Annotated in this window: 12 protein-coding genes; 5 read left to right on the top strand and 7 right to left on the bottom strand. The window is 63.9% G+C overall.

Going from position 1 to position 12,400, the window contains the following annotated elements:
• Positions 1–48 precede the first annotated feature (48 nt).
• The 4 genes from HV765_RS01140 to HV765_RS01125 all read right to left on the bottom strand — a co-directional run bounded on the left by HV765_RS01140 (position 49) and on the right by HV765_RS01125 (position 4,053).
• Complete coding sequence (locus tag HV765_RS01140) at positions 49–1,056, bottom strand: Bug family tripartite tricarboxylate transporter substrate binding protein (RefSeq protein ID WP_175168490.1); 1,008 nt, start codon at positions 1,054–1,056, stop codon at positions 49–51.
• Between the two features lie 115 nt (positions 1,057–1,171).
• Positions 1,172–2,083, bottom strand: coding sequence for a LysR family transcriptional regulator (locus HV765_RS01135; protein WP_175168489.1), 912 nt, complete (start codon positions 2,081–2,083; stop codon positions 1,172–1,174).
• Between the two features lie 39 nt (positions 2,084–2,122).
• A complete protein-coding gene (locus tag HV765_RS01130) occupies positions 2,123–3,259 on the bottom strand; it encodes a CaiB/BaiF CoA transferase family protein (protein WP_175168488.1) in 1,137 nt (378 codons plus the stop codon).
• Complete coding sequence (locus HV765_RS01125; protein WP_175168487.1) at positions 3,259–4,053, bottom strand: enoyl-CoA hydratase; 795 nt, start codon at positions 4,051–4,053, stop codon at positions 3,259–3,261. The genes HV765_RS01130 and HV765_RS01125 overlap by 1 nt, the downstream gene beginning before the upstream one ends.
• 204 nt (positions 4,054–4,257) lie before the next feature.
• Between HV765_RS01125 and HV765_RS01120 the strand changes: the two genes are divergently transcribed.
• A complete protein-coding gene (locus HV765_RS01120; RefSeq protein WP_175168486.1) occupies positions 4,258–5,427 on the top strand; it encodes an MFS transporter in 1,170 nt (389 codons plus the stop codon).
• A gap of 66 nt (positions 5,428–5,493) precedes the next feature.
• Here HV765_RS01120 and HV765_RS01115 read toward each other — a convergent pair whose 3' ends face one another.
• Both HV765_RS01115 and HV765_RS01110 read right to left on the bottom strand, forming a co-directional pair.
• Positions 5,494–5,706 carry a YbdD/YjiX family protein gene (locus HV765_RS01115; RefSeq protein WP_156336810.1) on the bottom strand — a complete coding sequence of 71 codons (213 nt, stop codon included), beginning with the start codon at positions 5,704–5,706 and terminating at the stop codon, positions 5,494–5,496.
• A gap of 16 nt (positions 5,707–5,722) precedes the next feature.
• Positions 5,723–7,804 carry a carbon starvation CstA family protein gene (locus HV765_RS01110; RefSeq protein WP_054425691.1) on the bottom strand — a complete coding sequence of 694 codons (2,082 nt, stop codon included), beginning with the start codon at positions 7,802–7,804 and terminating at the stop codon, positions 5,723–5,725.
• 313 nt (positions 7,805–8,117) lie between these two features.
• Between HV765_RS01110 and HV765_RS01105 the strand changes: the two genes are divergently transcribed.
• From HV765_RS01105 to folE, 3 genes are all read left to right on the top strand, one after another.
• Entirely contained in the window at positions 8,118–9,539 is a 1,422-nt protein-coding gene (locus tag HV765_RS01105) for a cache domain-containing protein (protein ID WP_175168485.1), read from the top strand.
• Positions 9,536–10,192 (top strand): response regulator, encoded by a 657-nt coding sequence (locus tag HV765_RS01100; protein WP_175168484.1) that lies wholly within the window; start codon positions 9,536–9,538, stop codon positions 10,190–10,192. The genes HV765_RS01105 and HV765_RS01100 overlap by 4 nt, the downstream gene beginning before the upstream one ends.
• Before the next feature lie 123 nt (positions 10,193–10,315).
• Positions 10,316–10,861, top strand: a complete 546-nt coding sequence (folE, locus tag HV765_RS01095) for a GTP cyclohydrolase I FolE (RefSeq protein WP_054425697.1) — start codon at positions 10,316–10,318, stop codon at positions 10,859–10,861.
• 441 nt (positions 10,862–11,302) lie between these two features.
• Here the strand turns inward: folE and HV765_RS01090 are convergent, their stop codons facing one another.
• Positions 11,303–11,704, bottom strand: coding sequence for a hypothetical protein (locus HV765_RS01090; RefSeq protein ID WP_156336812.1), 402 nt, complete (start codon positions 11,702–11,704; stop codon positions 11,303–11,305).
• Between HV765_RS01090 and HV765_RS01085 the strand changes: the two genes are divergently transcribed.
• A complete protein-coding gene (locus HV765_RS01085) occupies positions 11,703–12,395 on the top strand; it encodes a response regulator (RefSeq protein ID WP_175168483.1) in 693 nt (230 codons plus the stop codon). The two genes, HV765_RS01090 and HV765_RS01085, sit on opposite strands and share 2 nt — an antisense overlap.
• Positions 12,396–12,400 lie beyond the last annotated feature (5 nt).

The raw sequence follows: 12,400 nt of genomic DNA, 5'->3' as shown, positions 1-12,400 counted from the left end.
GGCTGTTCATCATTGCTTCACTGCGCAGCGCAACAAGAAACGCGGCGCTTACTGCGGTTCAATCTTTGCGTCGACCGCACGCTGCGTCCAGATCTGGCGCTGCGCCTGGGCGAAAGACTGGTGTTCGGCCACCGTGTTGGGCGACACCTGCATGCCCAGCGATTCGAAGCGCTGCAACACGTCGGGCTCGCGCAGAATCGCCGCAACTTCCGTGTTGAGCTTCTGCACGATGGCGTCCGGCGTCTTGGCCGGCGCGGCAACGCCCACCCACACCACCAGGTCAAAATTCTTGTAGCCCAGCTCGGCAAGGGTCGGCACGCTTGGGAATGCCTTGGCGCGCTCATGACCGGTGTACGCCAGCCCGCGCAGCTTGCCGCCTTGCATGAACGAGGTCACGACAGACAGGTCGGCGAAAAGATAATCGACGTGGCCGCCCAGCAGATCCGTCACGGCCGGCGGCTGGCTCTTGTAGGGCACGCCGTTGGCGGCCGCGCCGGCAACCGTGTTGAACGTGGCGCCGGCAATCTGGCTGGTGGGCGAGCCGTAGGCGTAGTTCAAGGGCTTGGCCTGCGTGGCCTTGACCAGTTCCGGCAGCGTTTTGTAGGGCGCATCATCGCGCACCACCAGCATCATCGGAATGGTGGCGATGCGCACGATATGGATGAAGTCGCCCGTGGGGTCGAACGGCAGCTTGCGAAACAAGGCGGGCGTGGCCGAGTGCGTCGAGCTGCTGGTAAGAATCAGCGTGTAGCCGTCGGGCTGCGCGCGTGCGGTGAACGACGAGCCGATCGTGCCGGAGGCGCCCGGCTTGTTCTCGATCACCACCGGCACGTTCATGCGCGGGCCCAGCTTTTCCGCAATGATGCGCGCGCTGGTGTCGGTGGCGCTGCCCGGCGAGAACGGCACAACGATGGTGATGGGCTTGTCGGGATACGACGATTGCGCTTGCGCGGCGGCCCAGGGCAGCGCGCCGCCCAGTGCACCCAACGCGCCAAGAACAGTGAAGGTGCTGGCTGCCAGCAGGCGGCGGCGCGGTGCACCGAACGGTCGAGTCATGCTTGTCTCCTGTTGGGGCCGCGGGTCGGCCCTCTTGAATGCATGCCCGTATGATGCTCGCGCTGCGCTTATCCCAACAAGGGACTAATTTTCATAGACTTATTCCAATCAAGGATTAATGCTCGGCACTCTGCCGTTGGCGCAGATAGTCTTCCGTGCGCGCTAGAAAGGCCGACGCGGCCAACGACAAACGCGCGTTGCGGCGCTGGATAAGCCAGAGTTCATGCCCATGCTTGCGAGCGCCATCAATGGCCAGAATGCGCAAACCCAGCTGCCGCGCCAGGTCGCACGCATAGCCCGGCACCACTGTGATGCCCAGCCCCGCACCCACCAGCTTCAGCACCGAGATCAGCATGCCGGCCTCGATGCGATACCGGAATTCCAGGTTCAGGTCAGCCGCCACCCGGTCCAGGCTGCGCCGCACACTGTAGACGTTGCGCAGCATGATGTGGTCGTGCGCGGCCACATCCGCCCACGTCACCGCACGCTTGCGGGTCAGCGCGTGGCGTGGCGCGCACACGGCGTACATGGTGTCGCGATAGATCACCCGAGTGGTCAGCTCTTCCGAAGGCGTCTCCAGCGACACGATGCCAAAGTCTGCACGCCCGTTGCGCACATGTTCGATGGTGTCGTCGGTAGTGAGCTCAAAGAGGTCCAGTTTCACGCTGGGATGGGCGCGGTGGTAGTCCGCAACCACCTCACCCAGCAGACCGGCCATCATGAGCGGGGACGTGGCCACGCCCACGGTGCCGCGTTCCAGCGTGCGCAGGCCCGCCATGCTGCGCTCGGCGGCGCGCACGGTGCCCAGAATCTCTTGCGCATAGGCATAGAAATCTGCCGCGCCGTCGCACGGCGTGACGCTGCGTGTCGAACGCTCGAACAACGGCTGGCCAACTTCGGCTTCCAGTTCGGCGCACAGTTTGCTGACCGCCGACTGCGTCACGAAGGCCGCGCGCGCGGCCGCCGTGAAGCTGCGCAGTTCGTACAGCGCGCAGAAGACGCGCAATTGCTTAAGAGTGATGTTCATGGTCGAAGTCGCCGCGGGGCGCCGCCGGCCATGCCGGCCTTAGCGCGCAGGCACGAGCATATCGCGATCGGCGTCCTGGCGCGGGGCTTGCCGGCTGATTTCACCTGGCGTACGCGAGAAGCGCACGGGGATACCGCAAGCCATCAACGGCCCTTCGCTGGGATGGTCCACGCGCTGGAAAAATCCGGTCGCCTGCAAGTGCGGGTCGTCAAACAGGGCTTCGGGCGTATTGACGCGCGAATGCGGAATATCGGCATCCGCCAGCAGCGCCAGCCACTGCTCAGTGCCTTGCAAGGCGACGATGTCAGCCAAATCCTGATAGAGCGCGTCGAAATGGCGCGCGCGCGACGCGGCGTCGGCATAGCGCGCATCCGCCGCCAGATCGGGGCGCTGAGCCAGCGCGAAGAAACGCCGCCATTGGGCGTCGGTATACGGCAGCAGCGCCAGGTAGCCATCCTGCGTGCGGTAGGGCCGGCGCTGTGGCGACAGCACGCGGCTGTAGCCCATGGGGCCAAGCGGCGGAACAAAGCTGTGGCCGCTCAGGTGCTCGACCAGCGTGAACGACACCAGCGTTTCAAACATGGGGACCTCGATGGCCTGCCCCTGCCCCGAACGCTCTCGCTCGTACAACGCCATCGGGATGGCGTAGGCCAGCGTCAGCCCCGCCACCTTGTCGGCAAGAATGGTGTTCACATACGCGGGCGCGCCGCTGTTGCGGCCTTGCAGATCCGCCAGCCCGCTCATGGCCTGGATGATGTCGTCGAACGCGGGGCGCGCGGCGTATGGGCCGTTTTGGCCAAAGCCTACCGCTGAACAATGGATCAGCCGGGCGTTGCGTGCGCACAGCGAGTCCGCGTCCAGCCCCAACCGCGCCAGCGCTGCCGGACGCACGTTCGATACGAAGACATCGGCCCCGTCGATCAGGCGCAGCAGGGTTTCGCGATCGGCCGGCGTCTTGGCGTCCAGCGTCACGCTGTATTTGTTGCGATTCAGGTTGAGATAGGCAGGCCCCATCCCGGCATGCGCGGCCGGGGCCGACGTGCGAAACACGTCCCCCTCGGGCGCCTCGACCTTGATGACCTCGGCGCCCATGTCGGCCAAAATCTGCGTGGCGTACGGCCCCATCGCCACAGAGGTCATGTCGATGATGCGCACGCCCTGGAGCGGACCTGCCATTACTTGGGCTCCCCGTGCTGCTTGCGCGTCAGGAAAGGCTCCATGTAGCGGCGCGGCTCGTCGGTGGTGAAGGCGTCACCGAAGGCGTCCACGCTGCGGTCCAGCCCGGCTTCGATGGTTGATTCGCGCCAGTAGCGCAGCAGCGCCTTTTGCGAACGCACCGCGCGCGGCCCGCTGGCCGCAATCGGCGCTACCGTGCGTTCCACTAGCGCATCCAGTTCGCCCGTCTCGCAAACGAATTCCAGGAAGCCCCATTGCTTTGCCTGGGCCGCATCCACCGTCTCGCCGGTGAGCAGCAGCCAATTGGTCGGGCCAGGTCCGATCAGCGCCGGCAACAGCACGGCGTGAATCACCGACGGAATGCCGACGCGCACTTCCGGCATGCCAAACACGGCGTCCGCCGACGCCAGCCGGATGTCGCAGGCTGCCGCCAGCTCCATGCCCGCGCCCAGACAAAAGCCCGGCAGACGCGCAATAGTGGGCACCGGAATGGCGGCCACGGCCTCGCAAAGATCGCGCAACCGCGTGATGAAGGCGCGCGCGCCCTGGGGATCAAGCTCGGCCATCTCATAGATATTGGCGCCGCCTACGAAAGCCCTGTCGCCCGTCCCCCGGACGACCACGGCGCGGGCGTCCTCTTGCGCTGCGATCCAGCGCGCCGCGTCGATCAAACTGAGTGTGACCGCCGACGCCAGAATGTTCAGGCTCTTGGCGTCGTGAATCTGCAAGGTATAGACGCCACGCTCATCGCGCGTGACGCGAGCGTGAGAAAAAGAAGGAATGGGCGCAGTCATGGAAGCTCCAGCTTGAGGTGTGACTACCGATGCTAATGGCGAGGTTTGATCACAACAAACAAGTAATTTTCATGGAATAAGTCTGGAATGGAATAAATGGGGGCTTTGAGCTGGGGCGCCCTGCGCGCTCATCCAGGCATCCGAACGCCCCCCCGCAAAGGAGTATCCTACGGCGCTTCGTCTCAGCCAGATTCACTCATCGCTATGCGCGGCAATCCCGACGCCAGACAAGGCGCCATTGCGTTGCACGGGTTCTACTTCCTGTATTACGGCTTGCAGGGAGTCAGCATTCCCTTTCTACCCCTTTGGTTCGCCAGCCGTGGGCTGGACCCCGCCACCATCGGGCTGATCGTCGCCACGTCTTTCCTGCCCAAAATTCTGTCGACGCCCGTCGTGGCGCATGTGGCCGACCAGACGGGCCGTGCCCATGCGCTGATTGCTTCGGGGCTGGCGGCGTCGCTGGTGCTGTTTGTCTGCTACCCGTTTTCTCAGACGCCGGCGTGGCTGCTGGCGATCACGCTGCTGTTGAACGCCGTGTTTCCCGCCGTGTTGCCGCTGATGGACCGCATGGCGATCGCCAGCGGCCGTACGCAGGGCAATTCCTACACCATCATGCGGGCGTGCGGGTCGCTGGGCTTTGCGGTGGTCACCGTTGCGGGCGGCTATCTGATCAAGACGTTCGACACCAACTGGGTCATGTGGCTGTCGATCCTGCTGATCATCGCCTGCCTGGCCTGCGTGCGGCTGCTGCCGCAGGCCGCGCGCCCTGCCGCGGACGACGCGCCGGTAGAACGCGTGCGCTTGCCCATGCGGGAAGTGCTGCGCGACCGCCCGCTGCTGCTGTGCATCGCCGCGGCCTCGCTGGTGCAGGCCAGCAACGGCTTTCTGTATTCGTATTCCACGCTTTACTGGACGGCCAGCGGCCTGTCCACCGCGCTGATTTCCCTGCTGTGGGTGGTGGGCGTCAGCAGCGAAGTGCTGTTCTTTTTCCTGGCGCCGAAGATCCTGGCTCGCACGGGCGCGCAGTGGCTGATCTTGGCGTCGGCGGTGATGACGGCCATCCGATGGGCGGGCCTGTCGGCCACCACGGACCCCGCCTGGATCGCCGCGCTGCAACTGCTGCAATGCTTCACGCTGGCGGGCAACAACGCCGCCATCATGTGGTACATCACGCGCCACGTGCCGGCCGCGTGCAAGACGTCGGCGATCGCGCTGTATGCGCTGCTGTCCGGCGGCGTGTTCATGTTCGCCAGCATTCAGCTGGGCGGCGCGCTGTATCGCAGCTACGCGCCGGGCGGCTTCATGATGATGGCGATGTGTGCGGTATGCGCAGTTCCGCTGGTGCTGTTTGCGGAGAGATTGCGGCGGGGGTGATGCCGCGGGGGTGACAAAAAATTCCCACAAAAAAAGCCACCGTTCCCGGTGGCTTTTTCATGGTCATCAGCAGCAGCCGATCCGTTTCTTTCCGCCGTAGCGCGCGTCCTGGCGCTCGCGGAAGAATGCCTCGTAAGTCATCGGCTCCTGATCAGGATGGGTACGCCGCATATGCTCGACATACGTTTCGTAATCCGGCACGCCGACCATCAGCCGGAGCGTCTGCCCCAGGTAACGGCCAGCGGCGCCGGCTGCCGAACTCATGTTGGTAAACAGCATGCGGCGCCTCCCGGGGTCAGTCCGCGCCTGCCGGCATGGGCAGGGGCTCGTACGGCGTCTCGCGCGAGGTCGGCTTGTTCTCGGCGCGGGCGCGCCGCACCGATTTCACGCCGAACACCACGATGCTGACCACGACGAACATGAAGATCGCGCACAAGCCGGCGTTGATGTAGTCGTTCATCACGACGCGGCCCATCTCGGTCAGCGACTTGGCTGGCGCCAGCACCTGGCCTTGGTCAATGGCCGCGTTGTACTTGTTGGCGTGAGCCAGGAAGCTGACGCGCGGGTCGGCGTCAAACAGCTTCTGCCAGCCAGCGGTCAACGTGCATGCCAGCAGCCACAGCGTCGGCAGGATCGTGACCCAGGCGTAGCGGTCGCGCTTCATCTTGAACAGCACGACCGTACCCAGCGTCAGCGCAATCGCGGCGAGCATCTGGTTGGCGATGCCGAACAGCGGCCACAAGGTGTTGATGCCGCCCAGCGGGTCGACCACGCCTTGGTACAGGAAGTAGCCCCAGGCCGCCACGCACAAGGCGGTGGCGATCAGGTTGGCGGGCAGCGAATCGGTGCGCTTGAGCGACGGGGCGAAGGTGCCCAGCAGGTCTTGCAGCATGAAGCGGCCGGCGCGCGTGCCCGCGTCCACGGCGGTCAGGATGAAGAGCGCTTCGAACAGAATGGCGAAGTGGTACCAGAACGCCATCATGCCCGGGCCGCCAATGGCCTGATGCAAGATGTGCGCCATGCCGACGGCCAGCGTCGGCGCGCCGCCCGCACGCGAAATGATGGTGCTTTCGCCCACGTCCTTGGCCGTCTGGATCAGGTCTTGCGGCGTGACCACAAAGCCCCAGCTGGACACGACTTGCGCCACCTGGTCCGGCGTGGTGCCAATGACGGCGGCCGGGCTGTTCATGGCGTAGTAGATGCCCGGCTCGATCACGCAAGCCGCCACCAGCGCCATGATGGCCACAAACGATTCCATCAGCATGCCGCCGTAACCGATATAGCGGGCCTGGGTTTCGTTTTCGATGAGCTTGGGCGTGGTGCCCGACGAGATCAGCGCATGGAAGCCCGACACCGCACCGCAGGCGATGGTGATGAACAGGAACGGGAACAGGTTGCCCGACCACACCGGGCCGGTGCCGTCCACGAACTGCGTCAGCGCGGGCATCTTCAGTTCCGGCGCCACGACCACGATACCGATCGCCAGACCCAGGATCGTGCCGATCTTCAGAAAGGTCGACAGGTAGTCGCGCGGAGCCAGCAGCAGCCACACGGGCAGCACGGCGGCGATGAAACCGTAGACGATCAGAATCCAGGTCAGGCCCTTGCCGTCGAAGTCGAACATCGGGCCCAGCACCGGGTGCGCGGCCACGTCCTGGCCGAACGTGATGGCGGCCATCAGGCCCACGAAACCGATGATGGACACTTCACCGATCTTGCCCGGACGGATGTAGCGCAGGTACACGCCCATGAACAGCGCGATGGGAATGGTGGCGGCCACCGTGAAGGTGCCCCACGGCGAATGCGTCAGCGCCTTCACCACGATCAGCGCCAGAACGGCCAGAATGATCACCATGATCATGAAAGCGCCAAACAGCGCGATCACACCGGGGATCTTGCCCAGCTCGGACTTGACCAGATCGCCCAGCGAACGGCCGTCGCGGCGGGTCGAGATGAAAAGAATCGTGAAGTCCTGCACGGCGCCGGCGAACACCACGCCCGCCAGAATCCACAGCATGCCCGGCAGATAACCCATCTGCGCGGCAAGCACCGGGCCAACCAGCGGGCCGGCGCCGGCGATGGCGGCAAAGTGGTGGCCGAACAGCACGTGCTTGTTGGTCGGCACATAGTCCAGACCATCGTTGTGCTTCCAGGCCGGCGTCATGCGCGAGGCATCCAGCTGGAAGACATTTTTTGCGATGAAGCGGCTGTAATAGCGGTATGCGATCAAATAGACGCACACGGCGGCAATCACCACCCATAGCGCGTTGATGGTCTCCCCTCTGGCCAGCGCCACGGTGCCCAGCGCAAACGCGCCCAGTACCGCAACCGCCAGCCAGACCAGGTGCTGACCCAGTCCCTTACTGCTGGTTTGCATAAGTGCTCCTCTTGCCTCCCGCCATGCTTGTGGCGTGAAACGCTTTTTTCGTCTCGCGGAAGGCAGACTCATTGTTGTGGGGTGGCGGGCGCGCAAGCGTCCGCGCTGCGTCCAATGGACGCGGGCGTTAGTATTTCGTTTTGCTCCGGGGCCAACAAGCGCGGAACTACGCAAACCGCGTACGTGTTACTACGCAATGCGCCGCAGCATATTCCTGTGGGAATCGTAAAATCGTCGTCATGAATCCCGTTTCCCCCTAGGGGACGCGGCTTGGTGCATCGCACCAATCTCCATCCGGGCTGAATCCCACGCCATGAAGCTCCGACTGAAAATCCTGCTGCTTGCCGCGGTGCCTTTGCTGGTGGCCGTGGCCGCCATCACGGTGGCCGTCTACGTGCAGGGCCTGCAACTGGCCCAGCGCGAAAAGCAGGTTGTCGAAAGCGCCTGGCTGGCCAGCAAGGAAAGCGAGCTGCGCCACTACGTCAGCCTGGCCTACAGCGCGGTGGCCCCCTTGCAGGCGGCGGGCGACGACGAAGCCACCCGGCAACGGGCGCTGGATCTATTGGCGCAGATGGAGTTCGGCCACGACGGCTACTTTTTCGTCTACGACCTGCACGGCAAGAACCTGATGCACCCGCGCCAGCCCGAACTGGTCGGGCAAGACCTCTGGGACTTGCGCGACACACGCGGCCAGGCCGTCATCCAGAACCTGTTGACGGCGGCCCGGCGCGGCGGCCAGCAAGGCGAAGTGGTGCATTACCTGTGGGAAAAGCCCTCTACCCATCAGACCGTGGAAAAGCTCGGCTACGTGGTGGTGCTGGACCGTTGGGGCTGGATGCTGGGCACCGGCATCTATCTGGACGACGTGGAGCAGGCGCTGGTGCGCATCGACGCCGCCGCGCAGGCCAACATTCGCAGCATGTTCGCCTGGGTGGCAGGCATTGCCGCCGTGTCCATCCTGGGCGTGGCCGCCTGCGGCCTGGCGCTGAACATCAGCGACCACCGCCAGTCCGACGCCAAGCTGCGGCTGATGGCCCAGCAGCTGGTGCGCTCGCAGGAAGAGGAGCGCGCACGGCTGTCGCGTGAATTGCACGACGGCATCAGCCAGGTGCTGGTGTCGATCAAGCTGTCGCTGGAGGCGTCGCGCGAACGGGTGCGGCAGGCGTTGCCCGGCGATCCGCAAACGTTGGCCCATATTGATAAGCCGCTGGGTGGCGCGCTGGACCGCTTGAATACCGCCGTGGGCGAAGTGCGGCGCATCTCGCACAACCTGCGCCCGACGCTGCTTGATGATCTGGGCCTGCCCGCTGCCCTGGAACACCTGGGCCGCGAGTTCGCCATCCCCAGCCCCGATGGCGCGCCGCCCCTGGCCGTGCGGCTGCACACCACCGGCCAGCCGGTCAAGCTGCCCGACGCCTACGCCACGGCGCTGTTCCGCGTCACCCAGGAAGCGTTGACCAATGTGATGCGCCACGCGGGCGCCTCGCGCGCCGAGATGACGCTGGCCTACAGCGCGCAAGACCTGCGCCTGACCATTTCGGACGATGGCCGTGGCTTTGACTACGCCGAGGTCCAGCAGGACCCCCGGCGCGGCATCGGCCTGCGCAATATGCGCGAACGCATGAACGCCCTATCGGGCAACCTGAGTTTTCATTCCAGCGCCCAAGGCACCACCTTGCAAGCCTGGCTGCCCCTGCCCGGCGCAGCCGCCCCTACCGCGACGACCCAAGCATGAACGACACCCCCGACGCCATCCGACTCCTGCTGATCGACGATCACCCCCTGGTGCGTGACGGCCTGCGCCTGCGCCTGGAAACCGTGCCGCGCCTGCGGGTCGTGGGCGAAGCGGGCAACGCCGCCGCCGCGCTCGCCTTCCTGGCCAGCTGCCACGCCGAAGACCCGCAGGGCGACACCCTGCCCCATCTGGTGTTGATGGACTTGAACATGCCCGGCGTGGGCGGGCTGGAGCTGACGGCGCAACTGCATGAACGCTATCCGCAAATTGCCGTGCTGGTGCTGTCCATGCACGACAACCCGGAATACATGGTGCAAGCCGTCAAGGCCGGCGCCCGGGGTTATCTGTTGAAGGACGAGCCGGCCGAAGAGATCATCACGGCGATCAGCGCGGTGATGGAGGGGCGCAGTTATTTCAGCGCGGCGGCGGCGGTGCGGCTGTCGTCGGCAAGCGCGCCGGCCACCTTGCTGACCCAGCGTGAACGCGATGTGCTGCGCCACATCGCCAGCGGCCAGGCCAACAAGCAGATCGCCCACACGCTGGGCTTGTCGGTGCGCACGGTTGAAACCCATCGCCTGAATATCAAACGCAAACTGGGCATCGACGGCCAGGCCGAGCTGATCAAGTACGCCGTGGAGAACCGGGGGGTGTAGTCCCAGACCGCCCGCTGCCTGCCCCGTCGCCCGCCCTGCGGTAGACTTGCCTCCATTCCCGCGTCCCGGACGCGACACGACACAACAACACGCCACGATACGCGCGCTGCCCAGGAGTCCCCCATGTCATTGGAAAAGAACTACACCGAAATTCTCAAAGCGCTGGGGGAAGACCCGTCTCGCGAAGGGCTGGCCGACACGCCCGCCCGTGCGGCCAAGGCCATGCGCCACCTGTGCCGCGGCTACGCGCAGAACCTGGATGAAATCGTCAACGGCGCGCTGTTTACGTCCGACACGCGCGAAATCGTGCTGGTCAAGAACATCGAGCTCTACTCGCTGTGCGAACACCATATGCTGCCGTTCATCGGCAAGGCGCACGTGGCTTACCTGCCCGCGGGCAAGGTGCTGGGTTTGTCTAAGGTTGCCCGCATCGTCGAGATGTACGCGCGCCGTCTGCAAATCCAGGAAAACCTGAGCCGCCAGGTCGCCGAAGCCGTGCAGACGGTGACCGGCGCCGCAGGCGTGGCCGTCGTTATCGAAGCGCAGCACATGTGCATGATGATGCGCGGGGTGGAAAAACAGAATTCGTCGATGGTCACGTCGGTGATGCTGGGTGAATTCCACGAAAATCCTTCCACGCGCGCCGAATTCTTGAGCTTGATCCGTTGAGCTGCTGATCACCGCAAGACGCCAACACGGGCGGCAAGACCAAAAAGGTCTTGCCGCCCGTGTTGTTTAGGCTTCATTTGGCCTTCCTTTGGTCTTCCTTTGGTCTTAGTTTTCCACCTTGTCTTAGTGTTCCACTTGGCCTCAGATTTCCACTTGGCCTCAGATTTCCACTTGGTTTTAGATTTCCCCTTGGCCTCAGTTTTTCCTTTGGTCTTAGATTTGCATTGAGCGGCGTATCACCTTCAATTCAATTCACAGAGATACGCCCTGCTCTGCCCCCTGCTCTTTCGTTTACTGCCCGCTAAGCCGCAGCGCTTGAAAAACAAGGTGGCGCAATGCCGCCGCATCACGAAAAAACGGTGCAGATCACCCTCAATTGAAACGCCGCAAATCCCGGTGGCAAGCGGCTGTTCTCGTCCGAACAGCGCCTGCACAGGCGCTTTACATTGAAGTTGTTCGCAGCCCCCTCACAATCATTACGCTGCGAACCGCGGCCAAGCGATCGGATTCCGCCACAGCCTCCGAAAGCAAACGTCGTGATGTCTGGTTGTTGTTTGCAGTTGCAGTTGTCGCAGCACGAACGGTGACGCCCGCCTTCCCCCCGATCTGGCGCACCGTCAGCAGCAGCTTTCCCCGGCCGGTCTGCCGGCTGGCCGGGGTATTTTTAATAGTCGTCTCATTCACAAAAGCGTTATTAGCAGTCAGCATGACGGGTCGCCTGGCTCGCCCGTTTTGACCGCTGTTTTTCGTCGCGCCAGTTCGTTTGCAGAATGCCGTCAGGCTGCTGGTCGCGCCTTTGCCCACAAGGCAAATCAACGGTGTCCATTCGATGCTGTCTCCCATGAAAGTTCTCGTAATCGACAATGACAATTCCTCGGCGCAGGCACTGCGCAACACCCTTGCCGAACACGGCCAGGTCGTCCACATTGCCGTCGATGGCGCTACAGGACTGCGCATCGCAAGAACCTTTCCCTATGATCTGATCCTGCTGGAAGTCCAACTTCCCGTCATGGATGGCTTCACCGTCTTGCGTGAACTACGCAAGGAAAGCAATGTGCCGGTGTTGATCGTGTCCTCTCGCGACGAACTCCAGGCCCGCGTGCAAGGCCTGAGCGAAGGCGCGGACGACTACGTCACCAAGCCCTACGCCACGTGCGAACTCGTCGCGCGCATGAAAGCCATCAACCGGCGAGCCGTTCCGCCGGACGAGCATTCGTCGCAGCACGTCTTGCGCGTAGGCGACCTTGAACTCCAGCTGCTCAGCCGCAAGGCTTTGCGCGAAGGCCAGCGCATCCGGCTCACTTCGATTGAGTTCGCACTGCTTGAACGGCTGATGCGCAAGCATGGCGAAGTGCAATCCCGGATGAATCTGGCGGCGCACGTGTGGGGTATCAACTTCGACCGCGGCACCAACGCCATTGACGTCGCGGTGCGCCGCTTGCGCATGAAGATGGACGACCCCTTCGAAACGCGCCTGCTGCATACCGTTTGGGGGTTGGGCTACATCATGGAGCAGCGGGACCCGCCCCAATAAAGAAA

It is taken from the genome of Achromobacter kerstersii, assembly GCF_902859595.1.
In the GTDB taxonomy this organism is placed as follows: Bacteria; Pseudomonadota; Gammaproteobacteria; order Burkholderiales; family Burkholderiaceae_B; genus Achromobacter; species Achromobacter kerstersii.
The sequence above is the reverse complement of the archived record's forward strand: the minus strand, read 5'-3'. Positions and strand labels throughout refer to the sequence as shown.

Coding starts and splice junctions, on each gene's coding strand:
- HV765_RS01110 (WP_054425691.1), bottom strand. CDS start 7,804: ATGCAAACCAGCAGTAAGGGACTGGGTCAGCACCTGGTCTGGCTGGCG.
- HV765_RS01085 (WP_175168483.1), top strand. CDS start 11,703: ATGAAAGTTCTCGTAATCGACAATGACAATTCCTCGGCGCAGGCACTG.
- HV765_RS01120 (WP_175168486.1), top strand. CDS start 4,258: ATGCGCGGCAATCCCGACGCCAGACAAGGCGCCATTGCGTTGCACGGG.
- HV765_RS01105 (WP_175168485.1), top strand. CDS start 8,118: ATGAAGCTCCGACTGAAAATCCTGCTGCTTGCCGCGGTGCCTTTGCTG.
- folE (WP_054425697.1), top strand. CDS start 10,316: ATGTCATTGGAAAAGAACTACACCGAAATTCTCAAAGCGCTGGGGGAA.
- HV765_RS01130 (WP_175168488.1), bottom strand. CDS start 3,259: ATGGCAGGTCCGCTCCAGGGCGTGCGCATCATCGACATGACCTCTGTG.
- HV765_RS01100 (WP_175168484.1), top strand. CDS start 9,536: ATGAACGACACCCCCGACGCCATCCGACTCCTGCTGATCGACGATCAC.
- HV765_RS01090 (WP_156336812.1), bottom strand. CDS start 11,704: ATGGGAGACAGCATCGAATGGACACCGTTGATTTGCCTTGTGGGCAAA.
- HV765_RS01135 (WP_175168489.1), bottom strand. CDS start 2,083: ATGAACATCACTCTTAAGCAATTGCGCGTCTTCTGCGCGCTGTACGAA.
- HV765_RS01140 (WP_175168490.1), bottom strand. CDS start 1,056: ATGACTCGACCGTTCGGTGCACCGCGCCGCCGCCTGCTGGCAGCCAGC.
- HV765_RS01115 (WP_156336810.1), bottom strand. CDS start 5,706: ATGCTGTTTACCAACATGAGTTCGGCAGCCGGCGCCGCTGGCCGTTAC.
- HV765_RS01125 (WP_175168487.1), bottom strand. CDS start 4,053: ATGACTGCGCCCATTCCTTCTTTTTCTCACGCTCGCGTCACGCGCGAT.